We start from the raw sequence: 26,203 nt of genomic DNA on the forward strand, positions 1-26,203 counted from the left end.
TCCGGGTGGGCGCCCGGGCGCCCCTTGGCTACCGGCCGCGCGCGAAGGCCCGCAGCCGGCCCGGTGGCCCGTGAAAGAGATTCTGGTCACCCGGCAGACCGCCCTCGATCCCGTACTGCCAGAAGGTCCAGGACGACCATCCGCCGGGCAGCGGGCCAGGTCCTGACGTGCCGTGACGGGCGATCCACAGGGGGTGGTCGGAGGCGAAGGCGCGGCTGTCGCCGGTGCAGGCGGCCCACCACTGGGCGGTCGTGTAGATCACCGGGCGGCGGCCGGTGAGCCGGTCCAGTTCGTCGCTGAAGGAGCGGATCCAGTCGACCATCCGCCGGTGGCCGAGCCCGTAGCAGATGTGCCTGCCGTCGTACGGGTCGTATTCGATGTCGAGGGCCGGCGGCAGGGTCCAGCCGTCCGCCCGCCAGTCGCCTCCGTGCCGCACGAAGTACGCGGCCTGCGCGGCGCCGGGGGACTGGTCGGGCCGGGCGAAGTGGTAGGCGCCGCGGATCAGGTGCGCCCGGCGCGCGCCCGCGTACTGCCGGGCGAAGTAGGGGTTGCGGTAGGTCGTGGACTCCGTCGCCTTGATGTAGGTGAACCGCGCGCCGTCCGACCGGGCGGCGGGCCAGTCGACGTGGCTCTGGTGGGAGGACACGTCGTGCCCCCGGGGCAGACCGGCCGCCACCGCGGCCGACGGCCCGGCGGCGGAGGCGCACTGGGTGCCCGCGAGGGCGAGCGCCGCCGCGGCCGCCGCTACGACGGCCACGCGGCGGCGGAGGCGGGAGGGCGAGCGGTCACGGGCCATGCGTCCCCCTGGTGTGACGGTGGAGCGTCGTCCGGCTGCAGGCATTAATGATCATTGAATGCCTGGCTGTCGAACGATTCGGTGCGTTCGCGGGCGTTCCGTGCGGTGTCCACTCGTCCGGCGGCACGGGTTCCGGCCGCAACTCCGCCGGCGGCCCGCCCCGCGCCGGGCGGGCTGGCAGGATCGCGGCATGGCTGAACAGCGGCGGAACGAGCAGGAGCAGCAGGAGCAGCAGGAGCGGATGTGGGCGGCGCTGGTCGCGACGGCCCGCCGGACCGTGGCCGACGGGCTGGTCGTCGGCACCTCCGGCAACGTCTCCGCACGCGTGGGGGACCTCGTGCTGGTCACCCCGTCGGGCGTGCCCTACGACCGGCTCACCCCGGCCGACATCACCGGCGTCGACCTCGACGGCCGGCAGGTGCTCGGCACCCTCGTGCCGACCAGCGAGCTGCCCATGCACCTCGCCGTCTACCGCACCACCGACGCCCTCGCCGTCGTCCACACCCACGCCGTGCACGCCACGGCCGTCTCCACCCTCGTCACCGAGCTGCCCCCGATCCACTACATGACCGCCGCCCTCGGCGGCTCCGTGCGGGTCGCCCCCTACGCGGCCTACGGCACCGACGAACTGGCCGGGAACATGCTCGCGGCGCTGGCCGGCCGCTCCGGCTGCCTGCTGCGCAACCACGGCACGGTCACCCACGGCGCCACCCTCGACCAGGCCTACGACCGCACCGCCCAGCTGGAATGGATGTGCCGGCTGTGGCTGACGGCGTCCTCCGTGCCGGGCCTCACGCCCGCTCTGCTGACGGAGGCACACATCGCCGAGGCCGGGGCACGCTTGAAGGGATACGGCCAACGGAGGTGACCCCTTGTCGTCGCACAGCCACCCGCTCCGTCCCCCTGTCGTCCGGCTGCCCTTCGGACGCCTGCCCTTCGGCCGCCGGCCCCGGCCGTCCGGCCCGGTCCTCCGGCTGGCCGGTTCCGGCGCCCCCCACGACACTGGAGCCGTGCGCACCGTCAGAGCGACCGCCGCCGCCGTCGGCGCCGTCCTGGCCGCCGGCGCGGCATCCGTCGCCGCCGGCCGGCTGGCCAGCGACGCCGCGCTGAAGGCGCCCCCCGGCCGGCCGCTGCCCACCGAACCCCGGCTCACCGTGCACGGCACCGCGCCGGGCCGGATCGCCCTCACCCGCGATCTGGCCTCGCTGCGCCCCGGCACCTACGGCCTGGCCGGCGACGGCTCCCACGCGGTCGTCGGGCCCCTGCTGGACTCGGCCGAGCACACCGCCGACACCGTCGTCAGGCGCCTGGAACGCGTCACCCACGGCACCTTCGCCCCCGGCGACGCCGTGTGGCTCACCCCGAACGTGTACGTCGGCAACCCGAGCGCCGCCCTCGGCCTCGACCACGCCGACATCGACGTGCCCGGGGAACTCGGCGCGCTGCCCGCCTGGTTCGTACCCGGCCACCGGGACACCTGGGTGATCGCGGTGCACGGCCTCGGCACCACCCGCGAGCACGCCCTGAACGTCATGGCGTACCTGCACGGCCGCCGCGTGCCCGTCCTCGCGCTCGCCTACCGCGGTGACCTCGGCGCCCCGCGTTCCCCGGACGGCCTGAACCACCTCGGCGAGACGGAGTGGCGCGACGTGGACGCGGCGATCCGCTACGCCGTCCGCTACGGCGCCCGCCGGGTCGTCCTGCTCGGCTGGTCCACCGGCGCCACCATGGCCCTGCGCGCCGCCGAGCACTCCGCCTTGCGCGACCGCGTCGCCGGACTGATCCTCGACTCCCCGGTGCTCAGCTGGCAGGCCACCCTGCGCGCCCTCGCCCGGGCCCGCCACACCCCCGACGCCCTGCTGCCGCTCGCGGTACGGGCCGCGCAGGGCCGGGCCGGGCTGCACGCCGACCGAGGTGCCGAGCCCGCCGACCCCGACCGGCTCGCCGTGCCCACGCTGATCATCCACGGCCCCGAGGACGTGGTGGCCCCGTGGGATTACTCCCGCCGCCTCGCCGCCCGCCGCGCCGACCTCGTCGCGCTGCACACCGTGCCGCGGGCCCCGCACGCGGCCATGTGGAACGCCGACCCGGAGGAGTACGAGGAGCGGCTGCGCCGGTTCCTGACCCCGCTGATGTGACCGGCCCCGCGGCGCCCTCCGGCAGGGGCCGGACCACCCGGCGGCCGGCCATTCCGTCAAAGGGTGTACCACTGGCCCGATTCTGCCTCCCGGCCCGCCCCCCGACCGGGTCCATTGGCCAGCCCCGTAGCCCCCCGTGACATTCCGTTTGGGTTTTCGGACCGTCAACCGGAAGACTGCACCTGTGACGTCCCGTATCCCGCGCGACTCCAGGCTTCGACTCGTCCGACCGCGACCCCTGGCCGCCGCCCCCAGAGCTGTGAACCAGCGGCGCCCGCGCCGCCCCGCACCCCGGCCGCCGGAGGGCACCCCCGCCCCGGCCGAACTGGCCAGAATGGCGCGCACCGGCCTGGCCGGCGCGGTCCGGGTCGCCCGCTGGGCCGACTCCGCCCTCGGCCCCGGCAGCGACGCCGCCACCGCCGACGGCAAGGCCACCCTCTCCGACGCGACCGCCGAGCGCGCCGCCGCCAGCCTCGGCCTGGACGCCGACCGGATCCGCGCCGACTGGGACACCGCCCGGCTCGCCGGACTCATCGAGGTGCACGGGGACAACGCGCGCCCCGGCTGGCGCCTGCGCGCCTGGGACCGCGACGACAGCGCCGTGCTGCGCGGCTGGGTCGCCCTGTTCGACGCCTGGTCGCTCGCCAGCCCGGAGCCCGCGGAGTTCGAGCCGGCCGCCGTCGCCGAGGTCGTCTCCGCCATGCCCCAGGTGCTCTCCTTCCTCCAGCTCTCCGCCGGTCCCGTGCCCGTCGAGCAACTGCTCGACCTGCTCCAGCAGCGGGTCACCGAACTGCGCACCGAGCGCTGCGAGGTCTCCTACGAGTCCGGCGCCGCCAGCTCCCCGGCCCCCGCCAGGACTGCCGCCCCCGCGGAATCCGCGCCCGCCGGGGACACCCCGCTCGCCCCGCTCCTGGAGTGGGCCCTCACGGCCCTCGCCGCCGTGGGCGCCCTGACCTACGGCGACGGCCAGGCCACGCTCACCCCGCTGGGCAGCTGGGCGGTCTGGGTCAAGCTGGAGCAGATCTGCGTGGCCGCGCAGAGCCCCGCCGGCAACATCGAGCAGTCCGCCGAGGACATGCTCCGCGGCTGTGCCCAGCTCCGCCCCAACGCCGCCCGCGCCGAGTACCGCGCCTGGCTCGCCGCCCGCCCCGTCGGCAGCGCCGTCACCGAGCTGCTCGCCGCCGCCCGGGGCGACGACGCCCTGCTGCGCGGCCTCGCCTTCGAGGCGCTGCGCGTCGTCGGCGCCCCCGCCGAACCCGAGGTGCACGCGGTACTGGACGACCCCGCCCTGCGGCCCTACGCGCTGCTGTGGCTGGCCGAGCACGACGGCGTCGACCCCGAGGACGCCCACGAGGTCCTCACCCGCGAGGAGGCCACCTGGCTGTGGGTCGACACCGCGGCCGCCGTCGCCGACCACGGTGAGACGTCGATGCTGGTACGGCACCTGGAGGCCGCGGTGCAGCCGACCGTCCCCATGCTGCTGGACGAGGTCCGCGCCGTCGGCCACCCGCGCACCGTGCAGGTCCTGGTGGCCCTCGCCGCCGCCCACCCCGACCCGGCCCTCGCCAAGGCCGTGCGCCGGGCCGCCTTCCAGGTGCACACCGGCGGCTGATCCGGTGCGCCGGCGGCCGGGGATGGCCCGTGGCCGCCCCGGGCCGGTCAGCCGCCGATCTCGGGCGCGTAGGTGCCGAAGCTCCACACGTTGCCCTCCACGTCCCGGGCCATGTAGTCCCGCGAGCCGTAGTCCTGGTCCGTCGGGGGCATCAGGATCTCCGCGCCGTGCGCCACGGCCCGCTGGTGGTGGGAGTCGACGTCGTCCACGACGACGTACACCCCGGCGGGCCCCGCGCCCCGCATGGCCGTGTCGAAGAGACCGCCGCGGCCCTTGGAACCGAGCATCACCGCGCCCTGGCCCTGGACCAGCTCGGCGTGCATCACCGTGCCGTCCTCCGTCTCGTACACCGACAGCTCGGTGAAGCCGAAGGCCTCGGTGAGCTGCCTGATCGCCGCTTTCGCGTCCGTGTACAGCAGCGTCGGAAAGACGCTCGGCCGTCCGCCTATGCCCGCCATGCCGATCACTCCCTCGTGCGCCGGTCACCGCCCCCGTCCCCCGAGTCTCGCAGCCGCCTCCGGTACCCACCGGCCGGCTCGAACGCGCGGACGCAGAAAAACCGCTTGCACGGTCCCGTTAGACTTGGCCCATGGCCATTCTCCTCGCGCATTAGACGGCGGGAACGTCCTCAGCCGCCCACCGCCAATCCTCAGTACGCCCTGGAGTCTGTCCGTGATCTCCGCTTCCGCTATCGAGCTGCGCGCCGGTGCGCGCGTCCTCATCGAGAACGCCACCTTCCGTGTCGCCAAGGGCGACCGCATCGGCCTCGTCGGCCGCAACGGCGCGGGAAAGACCACCCTCACCAAGTGCCTGGCCGGCGAGGGCACCCCGGCCGGCGGCCAGATCGCCCGCTCCGGCGAGGTCGGCTACCTCCCGCAGGACCCCCGCACCGGGGACCTCGACATCCTCGCCCGCGACCGCATCCTCTCCGCGCGCGGCCTCGACACCCTGATCCGCAAGATGCGCGAGAACGAGGAGCGCATCGCCAACGGCAAGGGCGGCACCCGCGAGAAGGCCCTGAAGCAGTACGAGCGCCAGGAGACCGAGTTCCTCACCAAGGGCGGCTACTCGGCCGAGGCGGAGGCCGCCACCATCGCCGCGGCGCTCAACCTGCCCGACCGGGTCCTCGGCCAGCCGCTCCACACGCTCTCCGGTGGTCAGCGCCGGCGCATCGAGCTGGCCCGCATCCTGTTCTCCGACGCGGACACCCTGCTGCTCGACGAGCCGACCAACCACCTCGACGCCGACTCGATCATCTGGCTGCGCGACTACCTGAAGACCTACCGCGGCGGCTTCATCGTGATCTCCCACGACGTCGACCTGGTCGAGACGGTCGTCAACAAGGTGTTCTACCTGGACGCCAACCGCGCCCAGATCGACGTCTACAACATGGGCTGGAAGCTCTACCAGCAGCAGCGCGAGGCCGACGAGAAGCGCCGCAAGCGCGAGCGCGCCAACGCCGAGAAGAAGGCCGCCGCACTGCACTCGCAGGCCGACAAGATGCGCGCCAAGGCCACCAAGACGGTCGCCGCGCAGAACATGGCCCGCCGCGCCGACAAGCTGCTCTCCGGCCTGGAGGCGGTCCGCCAGTCCGACAAGGTCGCCAAGCTCCGCTTCCCCGAGCCCGCGGCCTGTGGCAAGACCCCGCTGATGGCCGAGGGCCTGTCCAAGTCGTACGGCTCCCTGGAGATCTTCACCGACGTCGACCTGGCCATCGACAAGGGCTCGCGGGTCGTCATCCTCGGCCTCAACGGCGCGGGCAAGACCACGCTGCTGCGCCTTCTCGGCGGAGTCGAGCAGCCCGACACCGGCGAGGTCGTCCCCGGCCACGGCCTCAAGCTCGGCTACTACGCCCAGGAGCACGAGACCCTGGACCCCGACCGCACGGTCCTGGAGAACATGCGCTCGGCCGCTCCCGACATGGACCTGGTCGAGGTCCGCAAGGTGCTCGGCTCGTTCCTGTTCTCCGGCGACGACGTCGACAAGCCCGCCGGGGTGCTCTCCGGCGGCGAGAAGACCCGGCTGGCCCTCGCCACGCTGGTCGTCTCCTCCGCCAACGTCCTGCTGCTGGACGAGCCGACCAACAACCTGGACCCGGCCAGCCGCGAGGAGATCCTCGGCGCCCTGCGCACCTACAAGGGCGCGGTCGTCCTGGTCACCCACGACGAGGGCGCGGTCGAGGCCCTGCAGCCGGAGCGCATCATCCTGCTGCCGGACGGCGTCGAGGACCTGTGGGGCGCCGGCTACGCGGATCTCGTCGCCCTGGCTTGATCGAAAGCCTGATCCACGGCGTATGGATCATTCGGCCGAGGCGTGACCCATCATCTGTGTGAGATCTCCTCGTACCGACGTGTGTCGTACACCGATTTCGCGGCCGATCCCTTCTGCACCAAGGGGTCGGCCGCCTCGCGTCTCTGACCTGGCACTTCGCGGAACCACCCGTTCGGCCGCGTGTCCGCGAGATCGTGGAATCGCTGATTCCGCTTGTGGGGATGCGCTCCTGTCGTCACGGCGATGTCCCACGGACCTTGCCGAATGGGTGGCCATCACGCCCCGGAGGGGTGATCATGAGGAGACCAGAGCGCACTTCCCATGAGGAGGCACGGGTGGCCGAGACTCTGAAGAAGGGCAGCCGGGTGACCGGCGCCGCGCGCGACAAGCTCGCGGCAGACCTGAAGAAGAAGTACGACTCCGGTGCGAGCATCCGGGCGCTGGCCGAGGAGACCGGCCGCTCGTATGGCTTCGTACACCGGATGCTCAGCGAGTCGGGTGTCACGCTCCGTGGGCGTGGCGGAGCGACCCGGGGCAAGAAGGCCGCTTCGTCCTGACTCCGGGCGGCCCATCGGCTTCGATGGTGGCCACCCGGTCGGTTTCCCCCTCGGCCCTTAAAAGGGCCTGGGGGGACCCCAGAACGGCCGGGTGGTTACTGTGCAGTCACTTAGCATGCCGTACGGCAATGCGTGATGACCGCACTCATCGGAGGCGCCCCATGGCTTCGCCCGAACAGGACCTCGCTCCTGTACTCGACAAGGACGGCGTACGGCTCACCGTCGACGACGCGCTCGCCACGGTGACGCTGGCCAATCCGGCCAAGCGCAACGCGCAGAGCCCCGCCATGTGGCGGGCGCTCACCGAGGCCGGCCGGCTGCTGCCGGGCTCCGTCCGGGTCGTGGTGCTGCGTGGTGAGGGCCAGTCCTTCTCCGCCGGCCTGGACCGCCGGATGTTCATGCCGGAGGGGATCCCGGGCGAGCCGACCTTCATCGAACTCGCGCGTCGTGACGACGCCGGGCTCGACGCGACCATCGCCGAATACCAGGAGGCGTTCACCTGGTGGCGGCGCAACGACATCGTGTCCATCGCCGCCGTCCAGGGGCATGCCATCGGTGCCGGGTTCCAGCTCGCGCTCGCCTGCGACCTGCGGGTCGTGGCGGACGACGTGCAGTTCGCCATGCGCGAGACCTCGCTCGGCCTCGTTCCCGACCTGACCGGCACGCATCCGCTGGTCGGGCTGGTCGGGTACGCCCGTGCGCTGGAGATCTGCGCGACGGGCCGGTTCGTCGGTGCCGGTGAGGCGGTGGCCTCCGGGCTGGCCAACCTCGCGGTGCCCGCGGCCGAACTCGACGGTGCGGCACAGGACCTGGCCGCGGCGATGCTGGCCGCCCCGCGCGACGCGGTGGTGGAGACCAAGGCCCTGCTGCGGGGTGCGCCGGAACGGGACTACGACACCCAGCGCGCCGCCGAGCGGGCCGCCCAGGCCCGGCGGCTGCGGGATCTGGCCGGCGTGGGCGAGTGAGCCCGCGGGGCGCCGCGCCCTCCGGCCGGACGGTCAGTCCACGCTCGTGACCAGCACCGCCACCGTCGGGTGATCGTCCAGCGCGTCCCGCACCGCCTCGCGCACCCGCCGGGCCACCTCCACGGCCCGGTGGCCCGCGCCCGTCGCCAACTCCACGCGTACGTGCCGGTGCGGCAGCGCGGTGCCCCCGGCACGCTCCTCGATGTGCACGGCCCGGCCCAGACCGCCGAGTGATCCGGTCAGCCGCGCGACCCCGGGGACGGACAGCGCGGCCGCCGCCGCGCGGGACTCGTCGGGGTCCGTGGCGTCCCGGGCGGCCGGCGGCCGAGGCGGCTCCACCGGCGTGCCCTGCCCGTCCGCCGCCTCCAGCAGCTCCGTCACCCGCAGGTCCACCTCCGTGACCGCGAGGCCCAGGGTGTCCGTCGCGGCCGCCAGCAGGGCGAGCCGCAGCCGGGACGCCGTCGCCGGCAGCGGCTCCGCGGCCGGGGCAGCGAAGTCCGCCGCGACCCGCAGGGCACCCGGGGGCAGCGCGCCCGGCGGCCGCGGTACGACGGGTTCGGGGACGTCGTCCGGATCGGCGAGCGTGATCCGCAGCGTGCCGAGGCGCACGCCCGGCACCTCGTTCGCCGCGCGATCCAGTACCGCCTCGACCGCACCCTCGGCGATCCACGCGCCGTCGCGCGGGCCGCCGAGCGGCAGCAGTCTGCCCAGGGCCAGCCGGTGCTGTCCCGACATCCGCGTCCACCGATCCGCCGTCATTCCTCCAGCCTGCCGTATCCCCGGCGCGCAACCGCGCAACCCCGCTTACGGTGGTCGAAGAACGACGACCGAAAGGGACGTACGGCGATGACCGAGATGACGACGACCCCAGCCGGTGAGAACGAACCACAGATGTCGACCCGCAAGGCCACCAGACGCGGTGGCGGTGACCCGGCGAGCCGAGGGCGGACGACCATCGCCGACGGCGTCGTGGAGAAGATCGCCGGGCTGGCCGCCCGCGATGTGGTCGGGGTGAACGCCCTGGGCAGCGGTCTTGCCCGGACGTTCGGCGCGGTGCGCGACCGGGTGCCGGGCGGCTCGAAGTCCGTGACCCGGGGAGTGAAGGCCGAGGTCGGCGAGGTGCAGACCGCGATCGACCTGGAGATCGTCGTGGACTACGGCGTGTCCATCGCCGACGTCGCCCGCTCGGTGCGGGAGAACGTGGTCGCCGCCGTGGAGCGGATGGCCGGACTCGAGGTCGTCGAGGTCAACATCGCGGTGAGCGACGTCAAGCTGCCCGACGAAGAGGAGGAGGAACCCGAGCCGCCCCGGATCCAGTGACGCCCCGCCCGCCCGGGGCCACGCGCCCGGGACCGCACCGCCGACGGACTGAAGGAGCGCTGCATGAGCATGGCCATGGTCGGCATGATCGCCGGGATGGCGCTGGGATTCGCCGGGTACTTCGGCGGCTTCGGGGCCTTCCTGCTGGTGGCGGCGCTGGGCGCCGTCGGGTTCGTCGCCGGCCGGTACCTGGAGGGCGACCTGCAACCCGGTGACCTCTTCCGGAGCCGCGGCGACCGGCGCGACCGGCGGGGATGACCGCCGTGAGCACGGAGACCGGCACGACGCGCCCGCTACCGGCCCCGGTGCCGTCCGGTGAGCGCGGCGCGCTCAGGATCGCGGACCGGGTCGTGGCGAAGATCGCCTCGCGGGCCGCCCGCGAGGCGCTCGGCCCGCTGCCCGCGGACGCCGCCGCCCCGCACGCCGTGGTCGTCGTCCACCCCCACCCCCGGGCAGGCTCGGGCCGGGGGAGCCTGGTGGGAACGGCCCGCGTCCGCCTCCAGGTCGAACTCGCCCACCCCGTCGACATCGGTGCCCGCTGTGCCGCGGTGCGTCGGCAAGTGACCGAGCGGGTAAGCGAGTTGGTGAGCATGGAGGTGCTGGAGGTCGCCGTCCGGGTCGAGCGGCTGCATCTGGCACCGCCACCCGGCGCGCACCGCGGGAGGACGCGATGAGCGAACCCCGGCCGACCGAGGACACCCGGCGACTGCCCGTCCTCGACCTCGACAAGACCCCCGGCGCCCCACCGCCTCTGCTCGACCGGGGCAGCGGCCGCTTCTGGTCGCCGCGCCGGGTCCCCGCGGGCGTCGTCGCCCTGCTCCTGCTGGCCGGCGCGGGCGTCCTGCTGTACGACGTCGTCGCCGTACGTGCCCACCGTCCCGCGATGCACTGGCGCCGCGCGCTGGCCCGGCAACTCGCCGAACGCCCCCTGGACGACGTCTGGGTGCTGGCCGGCGCCGGCGTGGCCGCCGCTCTCGGCCTGTGGCTGATCGTGCTCGCCGTCACGCCCGGTCTGCGCGCCCTGCTGCCCATGCGACGCCCGCACCCCGACGTCCGCGCCGGACTGCGCCGCGAGGCGGCCGCCCTGGTGCTGCGCGACCGGGCCCTGGAGGTCTCGGGCGTACGGGAGGCACGGGTGCGGATGCGCCGCCGCCGGGCCCGCGTCCGGGCGCTCGCGCACTTCCGCGACCTGGACGAGGTGCGGGCCGACCTGGACACCGTGCTCACCGACGCGGTGCGGGGGCTCGGGCTCAGCAGGCCGCCCGCGCTGTCGGTGGACGTCCGGCGGCCCGGACGGAAGGGGTGAGGACGATGCGCACCGGTCGCGTGAACCGCGTACTGCTCTGTCTCGTGGGGCTCCTGCTGCTGGCCGTGGGCGGCTCGGTGCTGGCCGTGGGCCTGGGCGCCCCGGCGCCGCGCCGCTGGCTCCACTCCGGCCCGCACGACGTCCTGCTCAGCACCGCCGAGCGCACCCGGTGGCGGGACGCGGGCTGGTGGTGGCCGGCGGTCATCGCGGGCCTGGCCGTCCTCGTCCTGCTCGCCCTGTGGTGGCTCGCCGCGATCCTGCGCCGGCGCCGCCCGGCCGAGATCCTGGTCGACACCGGGGACGGCGAGGGCGCCCTGCTGCGCGGACCGGCCCTGGAGGCGGCGCTCGCCGAGGACGCGGCCCGGCAGCAGGGCGTGGCCGACGCCGAGGTCCTGCTGACCGGCCGCCGTACCAGGCCCGCGGTACGGGCCGGGCTCCGGTTGGAGCCGGCCGCGGATCCCGCCGCCGCCCTGAGCGAGTTCACCGCTCTGCCGCTGACCCGCGCGCGCGAGTCGGCGGGCCTGGCGTCGCTCCCGGCGGAGGTGCGGCTGCGGGCGGTCAGGCACCGCGCGGAACGGGTCTCCTGAGCGCCCGCGGTCGCGCCGGACCTCAGAATCCGTGCCGCATCCCGCCGTCCACCGGCACCATGATCCCGGTCAGGTAGGAGGCCGCCGGGGACAGCAGGAACGCCGCGACCCTGCCGAACTCCTCCGGCGCCCCGTACCGGCGCAGCGGGATCCGGGACTCGCTGGCCGCCCGGGTCGCCTCGGGATCGGCGGACAGCGAGTCCAGCTCACGCACCCGGTCCGTGTCGATACGGCCCGGCAGCAGACCCACGACGCGGATGCCCCGCGGCCCCAGTTCGTCGGAGACGGACTTCGCGAACCCGGCGAGCCCCGGCCGCAGCCCGTTGGAGATGGTCAGCCCCGCGATGGGCTCGTGCACCGACCCGGACAGCACGAACCCGATGACGCCGCCCGGCTGAAGTTCGGCCGCCGCGGTGCGGGCGAACCGCACCGCGCCGAGGAACACCGACTCGAACGCGTCCCGCCACTGCTCGTCCGTGTTGTCTGAGACGAACCCCGGCGCCGGCCCGCCGACGCTGACCAGAACGCCGTGGCAGCCGCCGAAGTGCTCCCGGGCAGCCGCGATCAGCCGCTCGGCGGCCCCCGGGTCGGCGTTGTCGACGGCCACGCCCACCGCGTTCGGGCCCAGTTCGGCCGCCGCGTCGGCGACCCGCTTCTCGTCACGGCCGGTGACGACCACCTTCGCCCCGTCGGCGACCAGCTCCCGCGCGGCGGCGTTGCCCAGCCCCCTCGTCGCGCCGGTGACGACGTACACCCGGTCCTTCAGTCCAAGATCCATGGCACCTATCCTGCCTCCTCGCCCCCGAACAGGACGAGGGCGGTGTTCACCAGCGCGATGTGGCTGAACGCCTGCGGGAAGTTGCCGAGCTGGCGGCCCAGTTCCCGGTCGTACTCCTCCGCGAGCAGCCCCACGTCGTTGGCGAGGCCCACCAGCCTCTCGAACAGCTCCCGTGCCTCCTCCGCGCGGCCCGTCATGTGCAGGGCCTGGGCGAGCCAGAACGAGCAGGCCAGGAAGGCGCCCTCGCCGCCCGGCATGCCGTCGACGCCGACCGCGTCGGTGTCGTAGCGGCGGATCAGCCCGCCGTGGTCCAGGTCGTCCCGGATCGCGTCGACCGTGCCGATCACCCGCGGGTCGTCGGGCGGCAGGAAGCCGACGTGGGGGATCAGCAGCAGGGCGGCGTCCAGTTCGCGCGAGCCGTAGTACTGGGTGAAGGTGTTGCGCTCGGGGTCGTACCCCTGCTCGCACACCTCCCGGTGCGCCTCGTCGCGCATGGCCCGCCAGCCGTCGAGGTCACCGGTCAGCTCCGGGTACCGCTCCAGGGTCCGTACGGCGCGGTCGGCGGCCACCCACACCATCACCTTCGAGTGCACGAAGTGGCGCCGGCCGCCGCGCACCTCCCACAGACCCTCGTCGGGCTGCCGCCAGGCCGACTGCAGGAACGTCATCAGCGCGCACTGCAGCGACCACATGTGCGGCTTGGTGGACAGGCCCGAGGCGCGGGCCAGGAACAGCGAGTCCATGACCTCGCCGTACACGTCGAGCTGGAGCTGGTCGACGGCGCCGTTGCCGACCCGCACCGGCGCGGAGTCGGCGAAGCCGGGCAGCCAGGGCAGCTCCCACTCCGGCAGCCGCCGCTCGCCCGCCACGCCGTACATGATCTGCAGGTCGGCCGGGTCGCCCGCGACCGCCCGCAGCAGCCAGTCGCGCCAGGCCTCGGCCTCGCCGTGGTAGCCGGCGGCCAGCAGGGCGCCCAGGGTGAGGGTGGAGTCGCGCAGCCAGCAGTACCGGTAGTCCCAGTTGCGCACCCCGCCCGGTTCCTCGGGCAGGGAGGTGGTGGCCGCGGCGACGATCCCGCCGGTCGGGGCGTAGGTGAGCGCCTTGAGGGTGATCAGGGACCGTACGACGGCGTCCCGGTGCGGCCCGTCGTAGCGGCAGTGGGCCGTCCAGCGCCGCCAGTCCCGCACGCTGGTGCTCAGCACCGCGTAGGGGTCGACGAGCGCGGGACGCGGTTCGTGCGAGGGGTGCCAGGTCAGCACGAACGCGACCCGCTCGCCCTCGGCGAGGGTGAACTCCGCGTGGGTGCAGAAGTCCTCGCCCCACATGCGCACATGGGGTTCGGCGCGCAGCCACACCGAGTCCGGTCCGGCGACGGCCACCCGGTGGCCGTCGGAGCGGCGCATCCACGGAATGATCGAGCCGTAGTCGAAGCGCAGGCGCAGCATGCTGCGCACGGTGACCCGCCCGCTGACGCCCTCCACGATCCGTACGACGTCGGGGGCGCGGTCGCGCTGCGGCATCAGATCGGTCACCCGCACGGTGCCCTCGGCGGTGTCCCACTCGGTGTCGAGGACCAGGGTGTCCGGCCGGTAGGCGCGGCGGGTGCACATGCCCGCGCCCTTCGGCGCGATCCGCCAGTGGCCGTTCTCCTCGTCGCCCAGGAGCCTGGCGAAGCAGGCGCCGGAGTCGAAGCGGGGCAGACACAGCCAGTCGATCGAGCCGTCCCGGCCGACCAGGGCCGCGGTCTGCTCGTCCCCGATGACGGCGTAGTCCTCGATGCGCTCGTTCACAGCATGCGGTTTCCCGGGGGCTCGCGCGGCCAATCAGGTGGTGCGCCCGGGGGAGTGACGGCCGTCCCCGAAGACCGGGGCCGTCACACGGTGGCCGGCTCGCTCTCCTCCGGCGCCGACACGGCGGCCGCCTCGTCCTGGTCCCGGATCTCGCGCCGGACCAGGAACCACCAGCCGACCGGGACGGCCGCGGCGAACAGCCACCACTGGAGCATGTACGCGTAGTTCAGCGGGGCGTCCTCGCTGCCCGGGTCGGAGATCTGCTCCGGGGTGCCGCCCCTGGCCGCGGGCGCCGTCTGCTCGACGTAGCCGCCGAGCACCTTCGCGCCGAGCCGCCGCGCCTCCTCGGCGCTGTTGATCAGCATGATCTGCCGGTCCGGCAGGCCCTTGACGTTCTTGATGCCGCTCGCCGAGGTCGTCTCGTCGGCCTCCAGCCGCCCGGTGAGGGTGAGCCGGCCCGCGGGCGGCGCGGGTACCTCGGGGAAGTCGGTCTGTACGCCGTTCGCCGGGATCCAGCCCCGGTTGACCAGCAGCACCCGGCCGTCGGTCAGGACGAACGGGGTCAGGACGTGGAAGCCGACCTCGCCGTCGGAGTTCGTCCGGCGCCGTACCACCACCTCCCGGGAGGCGTCGAAGGCGCCGGTCGCGGTGACCGTGCGGTACTTCTCGGCGCGGGTCACGGAGTGACCGGGGGAGGTGAGCCGTTCCACGGGGACGGGCTCGGCGTGCAGCGCCTGGGAGACGAGGTCGTTGCGGGCGGTGCGCTCCTGGTACCGGTGCTGCTGCCAGAAGCCCAGCTTGATCATCGTCGGGATCAGCGCGATCGCGATGATGGTGAGGATCACCCACTGGCGGGTCAGCAGGAAGCGGTAGCGGTGCACCCCACGACGGTACATCCGGGCCGTGGGGTGCATTCGGGCGGGTACCGGGTCACACCCGGTCCACCACCCCCGTCTTCCCCTCCGCCCGGGCGCAGTGCGCGCCGCAGAACCAGTGGCCCTCGACCTCCACGCCCTGCCCGATGATCTGCACCCGGCAGTGCTCGCAGATCGGGGCCATGCGGTGGATCGCGCAGGAGAAGCAGTCGAACACGTGCACGGAGCCCTGCGCGTGCACCTCGAAGGTCATTCCGTAGTTGTTGCCGCATACTTCACATGTCGCCATGGGGCACAGCGTGAGCCGTGGCCGACCCCCGGGCGAGCGGGCGCGGGGCGAGTCGCGCGCCAATCACCCGTCCGTACGGTCACCCGTCGGCGGGCTCGACGTCCCGCAGCAGCTGTCCGAACGCGGCCTCGTCGACCACCGGCGTCCCGAACTGCCGTGCCTTGACCACCTTCGAGGTGCCCGAGCCGGGGTCGTTGGTGACCAGCAGGCTGGTCAGCCGGGACAGGCTCGTCGCCACGTGCAGCCCGGCCTCGGTCGCCCGGTCCTCCAGCAGCTCCCGCTCGGTGGAGGTGTCTCCCGAGAAGGCCACCCGCATGCCCTGTTTGAGGCGTCTGCCCGCTTCGTAGCGCCCGGGGTTGGGGTAGGGGCAGGCGGGCCGCTTCCGGGACGGGCGCCAACCGCCGTAGCTCTGGCCGCCGTAGCCGCCGCTCGCCTGCCGGCCGATCCGGGGGGTGTCCGACCACTCCGTCAGCGGACGGCACTCCAGCAGCGGAAGCCGTACCTCGCCCGCCGCCGCGGCCCGCAGACTGGGCCGGAACGCCTCGGCGAGCACCCGCGCGTCGTCCAGCGCGTGGTGCGCCCGCTGCTGGACCACCCCGAAGTGCGCGGCCAGCGACTCCAGCTTGAAGTTGGGCAGCGGCAGCCCCAGCTCCTTCGACAGCGCGATGGTGCACAGCCGCTGACGCACCGGTGCCTCGCGCCGCGCGCGTGCGTACTCGCGCGCGATCATCTGCCAGTCGAAGACCGCGTTGTGCGCGACGAGCACCCGGCCGTCGAGACGGGCCGCGAACTCCTCCGCCACCTCCCCGAACAGCGGCGCCCCTTCGAGCACCTCGCTCGTCAGGCCGTGTATCCACACCGGTCCCGGATCGCGCTCCGGGTTGACCAGCGTGTACCAGTGGTCCTCGACCTCGCCGCGCGCGTCCAGCCGGTACACGGCCGCGGAGATGATCCGGTCGTCCCGGGCCAGGCCGGTGGTCTCCACGTCAACGACCGCGTATCCCTGCGGATACGCGGCCGGCCACCGGGTGGCGGAGGACACTGCGGTCGCACGGTCTTCGAGCATGGTCACTGAGGATACGGGCCACGACCGACAGCGCCGTCCCCCAGGTCCGGCGGCGGCGCCCCGGGCCCGTCCGCCCGCTCGGCGGCCGCACACGTGTGCGTGCCGCGAACCCGCCCCGGACGTGCGGCAGTTCCCGCGGCCGTGCCCGAACTCGGCGCGCCGGTGGCGGAGTACGCCGGGGAGCGGCGGCACGGGTTCCGGCGGGGCGCCGGCGCGGCCGCGGCTGTGCGATTCTCCCTGCTGTGACGGAACCTACCCATGACGAGACGCACGGTGGCGCGCTGGGCTCCCGGCTGAACTGGCTGCGGGCGGCCGTCCTCGGCGCGAACGACGGCATCGTGTCCACCGCGGGCCTCGTCGTCGGCGTGGCCGGCGCGACCGACTCCCGCGCCGCCCTGCTCACCGCGGGCCTGGCCGGCCTGCTCGCCGGGTCGATGTCGATGGCGGCCGGGGAGTACGTGTCGGTGTCCACCCAGCGGGACTCGGAGAAGGCCGCGCTGGCCCTGGAACGGCGGGAGCTGCGCGAGCAGCCGGCCGCGGAACTGGCGGAGCTGACCCAGATGCTCGAGGAGCGCGGGCTGTCCCGCGAGGTCGCCCGGGAGGCCGCCGAGCAGCTCACCGAGCGGGACGCGCTGAGGGCACACGCGCGCGTGGAACTGGGCATCGACCCGGACGAGCTCACCAACCCCTGGCACGCGGCCTGGGCGAGCTTCCTGGCCTTCACCGTGGGCGCCCTGCTGCCGCTGCTGGCGATCGTCCTGCCGCCGGCCGGCTGGCGGCTTCCGGTCACCGTGCTCTCCGTGCTGGCCGCGCTCGTGCTCACCGGCTGGAGCAGCGCCCGGCTCGGCGCCGCCTCGCCCGGCCGCGCGGTACTGCGGAACGCGGCGGGCGGCGCCCTCGCGATGGGGGTGACGTACGTGGCCGGGACACTGCTGGGCGCGGTGGGGGCGTAGCCGGCCGGCGAGCGGGTCCGGGCCCCGCCCGCGCGGCCCGCCGTCACCAGGACGTACCGTGAGGTGCGCTCGACCACCCCCCGGGCGCACCGCACGACACCTCGCACGAGAAGGACCCTCGCCATGCGCGCCACCACCATCCACGCCCCGTTCGACATGCGCGTGGAGGACGTCCCCGAACCCGTGGTGCAGCTGCCCACCGACGCCGTGGTGCGGGTGCTGCGCGCCTGCATCTGCGGCAGCGACCTGTGGGCCTACCGCGGCGAGGCGGCCCGGCAGCCCGGTCAGCGCATCGGCCACGAGTTCCTCGGCGTCGTCGAGGAGACCGGCTCCGAGGTGTCCACCGTCCGGCGCGGCGACCTGGTGGTCGCCCCCTTCATGTGGTCCGACGGCGTCTGCGACCACTGCCGCGAGGGCCTGACGACCTCCTGCGAGCACGGCGGCTTCTGGGGCTCCGTCGGTTACGACGGCGGCCAGGGCGAGGCCGTGCGCGTGCCGTTCGCCGACGGCACCCTCGTCCGGCTGCCCAAGGACGCCGCCTCCGACGACCATCTGCTGTCCGCCCTGCTGACCCTCTCCGACGTGCTCGGCACCGGCCACCACGCGGCCCTCGGCGCGGGCGCCCGCCCGGGCGCCACGGTCGCCGTGGTCGGCGACGGCGCCGTCGGCCTGTGCGCCGTGCTGGCCGCCAAGCGGCTCGGCGCCGAGCGGATCATCGCGCTCGGGCGGCACGAGGTCCGCACCGACATCGCGCGCCGCTTCGGCGCCACCGACGTCGTCGCCGAGCGCGGGGACGCGGCCGTGGAAGCCGTGCGCGAGCTGACCCGGGGTCAGGGCGCGCACGCCGTGGTCGAGGCGGTCGGCACCGAGCAGTCCATGCGGACGGCCGTGAACATCACCCGCGACGGCGGCGCCATCGGCTTCGTCGGCGTGCCGCACGGCAGCGGCACCGGACTGGACCTCGGCGTCATGTTCGACCGGAACATCGCCCTGCGCGGTGGTGTCGCGCCGGTCCGCGCCTACATCCCCGACCTGCTGCCCGACGTCCTCGACGGCACCATCGACCCCTCGCCGGTGTTCGACCTGACCGTCGGCATCGAGGGCGTCCCGGACGGCTACAAGGCGATGGACGAGCGCACCGCCCTCAAGGTGCTCGTCACCAACGGCTAGTGCTGCGACCGGAAGGGTTCACCGGCTCGCGACGCCCGGCACGGCACCTCGCCGCGTTGTCGCATCACCCGAGTACATCCAGTACGCGGGCGATGCTCCGCCTTGCGACGCACCGCACCGGACGCCGCGAGCCTCCCGGCAAACCTTTCCGGCCACAGCACTAGCACCCGGCCGGCAGGCGGCTAGGACCAGCGGATCGGCAACGGCACAGCCGTGAGCAGGCCCGAGACCACGACCACCGCGCCCAGGGCGGTCACCTCGGCCCGCGCCGGGGCGTACGCGGTCAGCGGGTCGGCCGCGCGGCTCAGCCGGATCCGCGCCCACAGGGCGAACCCGGCGACGACGGCGACCAGGATCACCTTGGCCAGCAGGGTGCGCCCGTAGGCCGTCGTCGTGAGCTGGTCCAGGACCGTCGCCGCCGGCATGCGCCGCAGCGAGCTCCACACACCGGTCGCCGTGAGGGCGGCGAGCAGTACGGCCGCCACGCGCGCGTACAGCCCCAGCAGCAGGGGCCCGGCCGCGTCGCCGCGCCACCGCCGCACGGTCCGCAGCGCGTGCAGCAGCCCGCCCGCCCACAGCGACGCGCAGGTCAGGTGAACCAGCGTCAGACCGGAGCCGGTCAGCGGGCTCTGCTCGGTCGTGGGGTGCGCGCGCAGCGCCTCCGCGACCACCACCGCGGCCAGCGGCCACACCTGGGCCGCAGGCCGGCGGGCGAGCGCGCACAGCCCCGCCAGCAGGAAGGCGTTGACCTCCAGCAGCGCCAGCCTGCCGTCCCGGGAGTCGTACAGACCGCCGACGTCGATCTGGCCCGGGCCGTGCGGGATCAGATTGCCGGCGGAGACCACCGCGGCCAGCGCCAGCGCAGCGACGAAACCGGCCGCGTTCGCGGCCGGCGCCCAGCTTGGCGGCCGTCCCGCGGGGGCACCGGGCAGCCGCCGGGCGAGCCGGAGCACGAACAGCTCGCCCAGCGGGACGCACAGGGCGGCGAACAGCACCCCGCGCAGCAGCGCGATGCCGCCCGCCCCGGGCGCGGCGGCCTCCCCGGTGCCGTGCAGCGCGGCGGACGGCCCGAACAGCGGGATCAGTGCCGCCAGGGCCACCAGGACCAGCACGGCCACGGCCCGGCCGGTGCCGGTCCCGTGCGCCGCGCCGTCCGCTTCGGCGGCCCCGGCGGCCGGTCGTATCGAGGTCACCCCGTGATCCTCGCCAGCTGGCCGGGAACCGGGCAAGTCCGGGAGAACAACTGGTGCCACGCCACCTCGCCGGTACGCACGTTTCCGGCCGTCCCCGGGCTCATCCCCAGCGCGCGGGGTCCGACCCCCAGGGCACCGGGGGCCGCGCCCAGCCGGCCGGACCGCCCGTGAAGGACACCGGTGGCAGGGCGTGCCGCAGCAGCCCGAGCCGGCTGCCGGTCTCCGCCAGCCAGGCGTCCGGGCCCTCGTACCCGGCACCGCCGCCCCCGGCACGGGTGGGCGGCATCCCGTCCGTCAGCCAGTGCGCGGTACGGGCGAGCGCCAGCCGGACCAGCCGGCCGCCCCCGTCGTACGACTGCTCGGTCACCGCCCGCAGTACGGCCGCCGCCAGCAGGTACCCGGTGCCGTGGTCCAGGGCCTGCGCGGGCAGCGCGCCGGGCCGCTCGGCCGAGCCCTCGGTCACCGCGACGCCGGTCGCGGCCTGCACCAGGCTGTCGAAGCCGCGCCGCCCGCCCCAGGGCCCGTACGCGCCCCACGCCGACACCTGCGCCACCACCAGCCCGGGGTGCCGCTCCGCCAGCGCCTCGGGGGAGAGCCCGAACCGGTCCAGGGCGCCGGGCCGGTAGCCGGTCACGACGACGTCCGCCGCGGCCAGCAGCTCCTCGAGGGTGTCCCGGCCGGTGGCGAGGTCGAGGGTGGCCGAGCGCTTGCCGAACCCCGTGTCGGCGTGCTGGTCGGGGAGTTCGGGCGAGCGCGGGGAGTCCAGACGCAGTACGTCCGCGCCGAGCAGCGCGAGCGTGCGGGTGGCGACCGGCCCGGCCAGCACCCGGGTCAGATCCAGGACACGCAGCCCGGCGGCGGGCAGCAGCCGGGCCGCGGCCGGGTCGAGCGGGGGCGGCACGCGCGCGGGGGACGTGTCCAGCCGCTCGCGTTCGACCAGCGGCCGCGCGGCCACCTCGGCGGCCTGTCCGTGCGCCGCCCACTCCCGCGGGGTGCGCAGGGCCACGGCGAGACCGCCGGCGCGGTGGACCGTGTCCTCCACCTCCAGGGCGGCCCGTTCGGCGATCCGCGCGCCCGCCTCCGCCACCGGGACGTCCTCGGGCAGGCCCAGCGCGCGCAGCAACCGGGTCCGGTGGTGCGGGTAGTTGGCGTGGGTGCGCACCCAGCCGTCGGCGGTCCGCCAGAACCGGGACAACGGCGCGAAGGCGACCGGTGCCCGGCCGTCCACCCGCAGCAGCCGCTCACTGTGGAACGCGGCGGCGACCGCGCCGTCGTCCACCTCGGCCCTCGGCATCCGGTCGAGTCCGGCCCGTCGCGCCCCCAGCTCGGCGGCGGCCAGCGCGCACGCGCCGACGCACGCGCGCGCCAGCCGACTCACCGGCAGCCGCGCCGGCAGCACGCCCTCGCGCTCGACGACCGACACACGCGACACCAGGGCGGGGTCACCGCCCAGCGCGGTCCAGGCGAACTTGATTTCCGTCATGACTGCACTATGCATTATTGACTCAATCAATGTTGAACCTGGGACCGTGGCCAGGCGGGTGCCGCCGGAAACCCTCCGGCGGCACCCGTGCGCGGGGAACGGTCAGTCGACCGCGCGCAGCGCGTTGACGATCCCGAACCCGTAGAAGCCGTTGACGCGCTTGCCGCCGACACAGGTCGCGTCCACGACCCCGTCGCCGTCCCCGTCGTACGGGCCGGCCGGGCAACCCGGGTTGTCCGCCTGCGCCTTGAGCAGCGCCTGAAGCTGGGCCGGGGTGGCGTGCCGGTGTGCCGACTTCAGCAGCGCGGCCACGGCGGCCACGTGCGGGGACGCCATCGAGGTGCCCTGGAGGAAGCCGTACTGGTTGTTCGGCAGCGTGGACAGGATGCGGCCGTTCTTCGACGGCGTGTCCGGGATCTGGTACTTGTCGCCGCCCGGTCCCGCCACGTCGACCACGCCCTGGCCGTAGCTGGAGTAGTACGACTTGGCGCCCTTGACGCCCACGGCGCTCACGGTGACCACGCCGGGCATCTGGGTCGGCACGTCGAAGCACTTGTGCGGGTCGACCGTCCGGGTGGTGGCGGTCGAGTCGTCCGGGCTGGAGTCGTCCACGATCGCGTCGGAGTCGAGGTCGTCGTTGGAGTTGCCCGCCGAGGCCACGTTGAGCGTGCCCCTGCGCTGTGCGTACGACTGCGCCCGGTTGACCGCGTCGACGATGGCGCGCTGGTCGGGGTCGTCCATGCAGTTGTACAGCCACGGGTCGACGTAGTAGCTGTTGTTGGTGACCTCGATGCCGTGGTCCGCCGCGAACACGAAGGCGCAGACCACGCTCTCCGGGTAGAACAGCTGGGTGGAGTCCGGCTGGGCCACCGTGATGCTCGCGACCTTCACCCCGGGCGCCACGCCGGCCACGCCTATGCCGTTGCGGGCCGCGGCTATCTCGCCCGCGACATGCGTGCCGTGGTAGTGGTCGGCGTCCGCCGGCCGCCAGGCGCCGTACGTCGTGTCCGCCTTGCCGCTCACACAGTTCGCCGACTGCGACGCGGAGAAGTTCGGGGCGATGTCCGGGTGGGTGTCGTCGACGCCGGTGTCGATCACACCGACGGTCACGCTCCGGCTGCCCGGGTTGATCGTCGCGGCCTTGTCGGCGCCGATCGACCGCAGGTCCCACTGGTCGGCCTCGAGGGGCTCCTCGCCCGCCGCCGCGCCCCGGGCGACCTTCGCGGCCTCCGCCTTCGACAGGACCTGGACCGCGCCCTCGTCCGTCGTCCCCGCCGCGCTCAGCGGGGCGGTGCGGGTGGCGCCCGCGGACTGCACCCCGCGCACCGCGCGCATCCGCTCGCCGAAGTCCGCCTGCGCGGAGTGCGCGACGATCACCCCGATCCGGGCGTAACTCGCCACGATGGTGCCGCCGTTGCGCGATATCGCTCGCTCCACCGACTCGATCGTGCGGTGGTCCGTCCTGGTGTTGACCACGTACGCCAGGGCCGGGCCGTCCGCCGCCCGTGCCGTAGTGGCCACCTCGGTCGCCGCCGAGGCCGCCGTCGGCAGGAAACCGAGCGAGGCGGTCAGTGAGAGCACGACCGGCACGGCGAGTGCCAGCCGGCGTCTGGAGCGCAGATGAACCATGGGATCTCCACATCATCCGGATACGGAACCGCCCGAGACACAGGTGGTGCTCGGGCGCGTACATGACGGGTGGTGCAGGCCGAAGCTATCTCCCCGATCTGATCTCCGAAAGAGGCAGGCCGACTTGAACCGGTCCGCGCGCGGCGCCGTGACCGTGGACGGAGGGCCCGTCCCGCTCGTGGGCCCCCACCGGAATCACACACCGGAGTCGACCGACGACGGCCGGTAACGTGATCCCTTGTTCGTGTGAGGTCGACCCAGCGCATGCCGACGCGAGGAGAACCCGTGGCCACCGAGACACCGCCACCCGCGAAACCGCAAGCCCACCTTCCCTCCACCGAGGAGTTCGTCGAGGTCCAGCAGAGCGCGGAGTTCGGCGAGTTGCGCCGCGCCAACCGCTCCTTCGCGTTCCCCCTGACCATCGCCTTCATCACCTGGTACCTGCTGTACGTGCTGCTCTCCTGCTACGCGGGCGGCTTCATGGGCACCAAGGTGGCCGGCAACATCAACGTGGCCCTCGTCCTGGGCATCGCGCAGTTCCTCACCACGTTCCTCATCGCCTGGTGGTACGCGCGGCACGCCGCCGCCAAGCTCGACCCGCGGGCCGAGGCCATCAAGTCCCGGATGGAGGGCGGAGCATGAGCCCCGCACAGCACACCCTGCTCGCCGCCGGCGAGGCCAGTGAGCACCGGACGCTGATCATCACCCTGTTCGCGGTGTTCGTCGCCGCGACCCTCGTGATCACCGTCTGGGCCGGCCGGCAGACCAGGGACGCCGCCGACTTCTACGCCGGCGGACGGCAGTTCACCGGCTTCCAGAACGGCCTGGCCGTCTCCGGCGACTACATGTCCGCCGCGTCCTTCCTCGGCATCGCCGGCGCCATCGCCCTCTTCGGCTACGACGGCTTCCTGTACTCCATCGGCTTCCTTGTCGCCTGGCTGGTCGCCCTCCTCCTGGTCGCCGAGCCGCTGCGCAACTCCGGCCGCTACACGATGGGCGACGTCCTGGCCTACCGGATGCGCCAGCGGCCCGTCCGTACCGCGGCCGGCGTCTCCACCATCGTCGTGTCGATCTTCTACCTGCTCGCCCAGATGGCCGGCGCCGGCGTACTCGTCTCGCTGCTGCTCGGCATCACCAGCGACGGCGGCAAGATCGGCATCGTCGCCCTGGTCGGCGTCCTGATGATCGTGTACGTCACCATCGGCGGCATGAAGGGCACCACCTGGGTCCAGATGGTCAAGGCGGTGCTATTGATCCTGGGCGCCGTGCTGCTGACCTTCCTGGTCCTGCTGAAGTTCCACTTCAACATCTCCGACCTGCTCGGCAAGGCCGCCGACAACAGCGCCAAGGGCTCGGCCTTCCTGGAGCCCGGCCTGAAGTACGGCGGCACCGGCACCACCAAGCTGGACTTCATCTCCCTCGGCATCGCCCTGGTCCTCGGCACCGCGGGCCTGCCGCACATCCTGATCCGTTTCTACACGGTCCCGACCGCCAAGGCCGCCCGCAAGTCCGTCATCTGGGCGATCGGCCTGATCGGCGCCTTCTACCTGATGACCCTCGCCCTCGGCTTCGGCGCGGCCGCGCTGATCAAACCGGACGAGATCATCGCCTCCAACAAGGCGGGCAACACCGCCGCCCCGCTCCTCGCCCTGCACCTGGGCGGAGTGGACTCCAGCTGGGGCGCGATCCTGCTCGCCACCATCTCGGCCGTCGCCTTCGCCACCATCCTGGCGGTGGTCGCCGGCCTCACCCTGGCCTCGTCGTCCTCCTTCGCCCACGACATCTACGCCAACGTCATCAAGAAGGGACAGGCCACCGAGAAACAGGAGCTCGGCGCGGCCCGCTGGGCCACCGTCGGCATCGGCGCCGTCTCCATCCTGCTCGGCGCCATGGCCCGCGACCTGAACGTGGCCGGCCTGGTCGCCCTCGCCTTCGCGGTCGCCGCCTCCGCCAACCTGCCGACCATCCTCTACAGCCTGTTCTGGAAGCGGTTCACCACCTCGGGCGCCCTGTGGTCGATCTACGGCGGCCTGGTCACGGCGGTCGGCCTCGTGCTGTTCTCGCCGGTGGTGTCCGGCAAGCCGACCTCGATGTTCCCGGACGCCGACTTCCACTGGTTCCCGCTGGAGAACCCGGGCATCATCTCGATCCCGGTCGGCTTCCTGCTGGGCGCCGTGGGCACGCTGCTCTCCAAGGAGGTCCCGGACGCCGGGAAGTACGCGGAGCTGGAGGTGCGGTCCCTGACCGGCACGGGAGCGCACTGACCTTCGGGACGACGGCCGCGTCGTACGGGATCGTACGGTCCTACGACGCGGCCTCGCCGTGCCTCGTGGGATCGCGCCACCACGGTTGTCCGTGCTCTCACGTAGGCTCGCAGGTGACGGAGAATGATGATGCGGTATCGAGGGAGGGGGCCCACGTGCTCATCGACACCTACGGCCGAGTCGCCACCGACCTGCGGGTCTCACTGACCGACCGGTGCAATCTGCGCTGCACCTACTGCATGCCCGAAGAGGGCCTGCAGTGGCTGGCGAAGCCCGATCTGCTCACGGACGACGAGTTCGTCCGCCTCATCGACATCGCGGTCCGCCTGCTCGGCATCGAGGAGGTCCGCTTCACCGGCGGCGAGCCCCTGCTGCGCCCCGGCCTGGCCGGGATCGTCGAGCGCGTCGCGGCCCTGGAGCCCCGGCCGCAGATGTCCCTCACCACCAACGGCATCGGTCTCAGGCGTACCGCGTCCGCCCTGAAGGCGGCGGGCCTGGACCGGGTCAACGTCTCCCTGGACACCCTCCGCCCGGACGTCTTCAAGACCCTCACCCGCCGCGACCGCCACCGGGACGTCCTGGAGGGCCTCGAGGCCGCCCGCGAGGCGGGCCTCGACCCGGTCAAGGTCAACTCGGTCCTGATGCCGGGGCTCAACGCCGACGAGGCCCCGGATCTGCTGGCCTGGGCGGTGGAGCACGACTACGAGCTGCGTTTCATCGAGCAGATGCCGCTCGACGCCCAGCACGGCTGGAAGCGCGAGGGCATGGTGACCGCCGGGGACATCCTCACCTCCCTGCGCACCCGCTTCGACCTCACCCCCGAGGGCGCCGACGAGCGCGGCTCGGCACCGGCGGAGCGCTGGCTGGTCGACGGCGGCCCGCACCGCGTGGGCGTGATCGCCTCGGTCACCCGCCCGTTCTGCGCGGCCTGCGACCGCACCCGTCTCACGGCCGACGGCCAGATACGGACCTGCCTGTTCGCCACCGAGGAGACCGACCTGCGAGCGGCCCTGCGCTCCGGCGCCCCCGACGAGGAGATCGCCCGCGTCTGGCGCCTGGCGATGTGGGGCAAGAAGGCCGGAGCGGGCCTCGACGACCCCTCGTTCGTACAGCCGGACCGGCCGATGTCGGCGATCGGCGGCTAGGGCCTGTCGTCAAATT

At 73.8% G+C, this 26,203-nt stretch carries 27 protein-coding genes; 16 read left to right on the plus strand and 11 right to left on the minus strand.

Annotated elements, in window-relative coordinates; genetic code table 11:
* Nucleotides 1-28 precede the first annotated feature (28 nt).
* Entirely contained in the window at nt 29-796 is a 768-nt protein-coding gene (locus ACFVVO_RS22490) for a GH25 family lysozyme (RefSeq protein ID WP_390057348.1), read from the minus strand.
* Between the two features lie 190 nt (nt 797-986).
* Between ACFVVO_RS22490 and ACFVVO_RS22495 the strand changes: the two genes are divergently transcribed.
* The 3 genes from ACFVVO_RS22495 to ACFVVO_RS22505 all read left to right on the plus strand — a co-directional run bounded on the left by ACFVVO_RS22495 (nt 987) and on the right by ACFVVO_RS22505 (nt 4,546).
* Nucleotides 987-1,664 (plus strand): class II aldolase/adducin family protein, encoded by a 678-nt coding sequence (locus tag ACFVVO_RS22495; protein ID WP_390057349.1) that lies wholly within the window; start codon nt 987-989, stop codon nt 1,662-1,664.
* Between the two features lie 142 nt (nt 1,665-1,806).
* On the plus strand, nt 1,807-2,934 hold the full coding sequence (locus ACFVVO_RS22500; protein ID WP_390057350.1) for an alpha/beta hydrolase: 1,128 nt from the start codon (nt 1,807-1,809) through the stop codon (nt 2,932-2,934).
* 334 nt (nt 2,935-3,268) lie between these two features.
* Nucleotides 3,269-4,546 (plus strand): hypothetical protein, encoded by a 1,278-nt coding sequence (locus ACFVVO_RS22505; protein WP_390057351.1) that lies wholly within the window; start codon nt 3,269-3,271, stop codon nt 4,544-4,546.
* A gap of 47 nt (nt 4,547-4,593) precedes the next feature.
* On the opposite strand, the gene ACFVVO_RS22510 is transcribed toward ACFVVO_RS22505, so the two are convergent.
* Nucleotides 4,594-5,004 carry a VOC family protein gene (locus ACFVVO_RS22510; RefSeq protein ID WP_390057352.1) on the minus strand — a complete coding sequence of 137 codons (411 nt, stop codon included), beginning with the start codon at nt 5,002-5,004 and terminating at the stop codon, nt 4,594-4,596.
* Between the two features lie 214 nt (nt 5,005-5,218).
* On the opposite strand from ACFVVO_RS22510, the gene ACFVVO_RS22515 reads away from it, so the two are divergent.
* The 3 genes from ACFVVO_RS22515 (at nt 5,219) to ACFVVO_RS22525 (ending at nt 8,339) form a co-directional block, all read left to right on the plus strand.
* Nucleotides 5,219-6,817, plus strand: a complete 1,599-nt coding sequence (locus tag ACFVVO_RS22515; RefSeq protein WP_390057353.1) for an ABC-F family ATP-binding cassette domain-containing protein — start codon at nt 5,219-5,221, stop codon at nt 6,815-6,817.
* A gap of 335 nt (nt 6,818-7,152) precedes the next feature.
* Nucleotides 7,153-7,374 (plus strand): helix-turn-helix domain-containing protein, encoded by a 222-nt coding sequence (locus ACFVVO_RS22520; protein WP_004002281.1) that lies wholly within the window; start codon nt 7,153-7,155, stop codon nt 7,372-7,374.
* A 161-nt stretch (nt 7,375-7,535) separates the two neighbouring features.
* Complete coding sequence (locus ACFVVO_RS22525) at nt 7,536-8,339, plus strand: enoyl-CoA hydratase/isomerase family protein (RefSeq protein ID WP_390057354.1); 804 nt, start codon at nt 7,536-7,538, stop codon at nt 8,337-8,339.
* Between the two features lie 33 nt (nt 8,340-8,372).
* Here the strand turns inward: ACFVVO_RS22525 and ACFVVO_RS22530 are convergent, their stop codons facing one another.
* Entirely contained in the window at nt 8,373-9,098 is a 726-nt protein-coding gene (locus ACFVVO_RS22530) for a nucleopolyhedrovirus P10 family protein (RefSeq protein WP_390057355.1), read from the minus strand.
* 87 nt (nt 9,099-9,185) lie between these two features.
* Between ACFVVO_RS22530 and ACFVVO_RS22535 the strand changes: the two genes are divergently transcribed.
* From ACFVVO_RS22535 to amaP, 5 genes are all read left to right on the plus strand, one after another.
* Nucleotides 9,186-9,659, plus strand: a complete 474-nt coding sequence (locus tag ACFVVO_RS22535; RefSeq protein ID WP_390057356.1) for an Asp23/Gls24 family envelope stress response protein — start codon at nt 9,186-9,188, stop codon at nt 9,657-9,659.
* 63 nt (nt 9,660-9,722) lie between these two features.
* On the plus strand, nt 9,723-9,917 hold the full coding sequence (locus ACFVVO_RS22540) for a hypothetical protein (protein WP_199210044.1): 195 nt from the start codon (nt 9,723-9,725) through the stop codon (nt 9,915-9,917).
* Complete coding sequence (locus ACFVVO_RS22545) at nt 9,914-10,333, plus strand: Asp23/Gls24 family envelope stress response protein (RefSeq protein WP_390057357.1); 420 nt, start codon at nt 9,914-9,916, stop codon at nt 10,331-10,333. The genes ACFVVO_RS22540 and ACFVVO_RS22545 overlap by 4 nt, the downstream gene beginning before the upstream one ends.
* The gene (locus ACFVVO_RS22550; RefSeq protein WP_390057358.1) at nt 10,330-10,965 is read left to right on the plus strand and encodes a DUF6286 domain-containing protein; all 636 of its coding nucleotides are present in this window, start codon (nt 10,330-10,332) and stop codon (nt 10,963-10,965) included. The genes ACFVVO_RS22545 and ACFVVO_RS22550 overlap by 4 nt, the downstream gene beginning before the upstream one ends.
* 5 nt (nt 10,966-10,970) lie before the next feature.
* On the plus strand, nt 10,971-11,552 hold the full coding sequence (gene amaP / locus ACFVVO_RS22555; protein ID WP_390057359.1) for an alkaline shock response membrane anchor protein AmaP: 582 nt from the start codon (nt 10,971-10,973) through the stop codon (nt 11,550-11,552).
* 22 nt (nt 11,553-11,574) lie between these two features.
* Here the strand turns inward: amaP and ACFVVO_RS22560 are convergent, their stop codons facing one another.
* From ACFVVO_RS22560 to ACFVVO_RS22580, 5 genes are all read right to left on the minus strand, one after another.
* Entirely contained in the window at nt 11,575-12,330 is a 756-nt protein-coding gene (locus ACFVVO_RS22560) for an SDR family oxidoreductase (RefSeq protein WP_390057360.1), read from the minus strand.
* A gap of 5 nt (nt 12,331-12,335) precedes the next feature.
* Entirely contained in the window at nt 12,336-14,120 is a 1,785-nt protein-coding gene (locus tag ACFVVO_RS22565) for a glycoside hydrolase family 15 protein (protein WP_390057361.1), read from the minus strand.
* An 83-nt stretch (nt 14,121-14,203) separates the two neighbouring features.
* Nucleotides 14,204-15,016 carry an SURF1 family protein gene (locus tag ACFVVO_RS22570; protein WP_390057362.1) on the minus strand — a complete coding sequence of 271 codons (813 nt, stop codon included), beginning with the start codon at nt 15,014-15,016 and terminating at the stop codon, nt 14,204-14,206.
* Nucleotides 15,017-15,050: 34 nt separating this feature from the next.
* Nucleotides 15,051-15,284: a hypothetical protein gene (locus ACFVVO_RS22575; RefSeq protein WP_390057363.1), complete on the minus strand. Its 234-nt coding sequence runs from the start codon at nt 15,282-15,284 to the stop codon at nt 15,051-15,053.
* Nucleotides 15,285-15,363: 79 nt separating this feature from the next.
* Nucleotides 15,364-16,350 (minus strand): DEDDh family exonuclease, encoded by a 987-nt coding sequence (locus tag ACFVVO_RS22580; RefSeq protein ID WP_390057364.1) that lies wholly within the window; start codon nt 16,348-16,350, stop codon nt 15,364-15,366.
* 242 nt (nt 16,351-16,592) lie between these two features.
* Between ACFVVO_RS22580 and ACFVVO_RS22585 the strand changes: the two genes are divergently transcribed.
* Together ACFVVO_RS22585 and ACFVVO_RS22590 are read left to right on the plus strand one after the other, a co-directional pair.
* Nucleotides 16,593-17,303: a VIT family protein gene (locus ACFVVO_RS22585; protein WP_390057365.1), complete on the plus strand. Its 711-nt coding sequence runs from the start codon at nt 16,593-16,595 to the stop codon at nt 17,301-17,303.
* A gap of 123 nt (nt 17,304-17,426) precedes the next feature.
* On the plus strand, nt 17,427-18,473 hold the full coding sequence (locus tag ACFVVO_RS22590) for a zinc-dependent alcohol dehydrogenase family protein (RefSeq protein ID WP_390057366.1): 1,047 nt from the start codon (nt 17,427-17,429) through the stop codon (nt 18,471-18,473).
* Between the two features lie 182 nt (nt 18,474-18,655).
* On the opposite strand, the gene ACFVVO_RS22595 is transcribed toward ACFVVO_RS22590, so the two are convergent.
* The 3 genes from ACFVVO_RS22595 to ACFVVO_RS22605 all read right to left on the minus strand — a co-directional run bounded on the left by ACFVVO_RS22595 (nt 18,656) and on the right by ACFVVO_RS22605 (nt 22,778).
* Nucleotides 18,656-19,666 carry a CopD family protein gene (locus ACFVVO_RS22595; protein WP_390057367.1) on the minus strand — a complete coding sequence of 337 codons (1,011 nt, stop codon included), beginning with the start codon at nt 19,664-19,666 and terminating at the stop codon, nt 18,656-18,658.
* Between the two features lie 100 nt (nt 19,667-19,766).
* Entirely contained in the window at nt 19,767-21,149 is a 1,383-nt protein-coding gene (locus tag ACFVVO_RS22600) for a CoA transferase (protein WP_390057368.1), read from the minus strand.
* A 102-nt stretch (nt 21,150-21,251) separates the two neighbouring features.
* Nucleotides 21,252-22,778, minus strand: a complete 1,527-nt coding sequence (locus ACFVVO_RS22605) for a S8 family serine peptidase (protein WP_390057369.1) — start codon at nt 22,776-22,778, stop codon at nt 21,252-21,254.
* 285 nt (nt 22,779-23,063) lie between these two features.
* Between ACFVVO_RS22605 and ACFVVO_RS22610 the strand changes: the two genes are divergently transcribed.
* The 3 genes from ACFVVO_RS22610 (at nt 23,064) to moaA (ending at nt 26,187) form a co-directional block, all read left to right on the plus strand.
* Entirely contained in the window at nt 23,064-23,420 is a 357-nt protein-coding gene (locus tag ACFVVO_RS22610; RefSeq protein WP_390057370.1) for a DUF485 domain-containing protein, read from the plus strand.
* The gene (locus ACFVVO_RS22615) at nt 23,417-25,042 is read left to right on the plus strand and encodes a cation acetate symporter (protein WP_390057371.1); all 1,626 of its coding nucleotides are present in this window, start codon (nt 23,417-23,419) and stop codon (nt 25,040-25,042) included. Before ACFVVO_RS22610 ends, ACFVVO_RS22615 begins: the two co-directional genes overlap by 4 nt.
* 155 nt (nt 25,043-25,197) lie before the next feature.
* Nucleotides 25,198-26,187, plus strand: a complete 990-nt coding sequence (gene moaA, locus ACFVVO_RS22620; RefSeq protein WP_390057372.1) for a GTP 3',8-cyclase MoaA — start codon at nt 25,198-25,200, stop codon at nt 26,185-26,187.
* The last annotated feature ends 16 nt before the right edge of the window (nt 26,188-26,203 follow it).

Origin of the sequence: Streptomyces sp. NPDC058145 (assembly GCF_042884245.1) — a bacterium.
Lineage (GTDB): Bacteria > Actinomycetota > Actinomycetes > Streptomycetales > Streptomycetaceae > Streptomyces.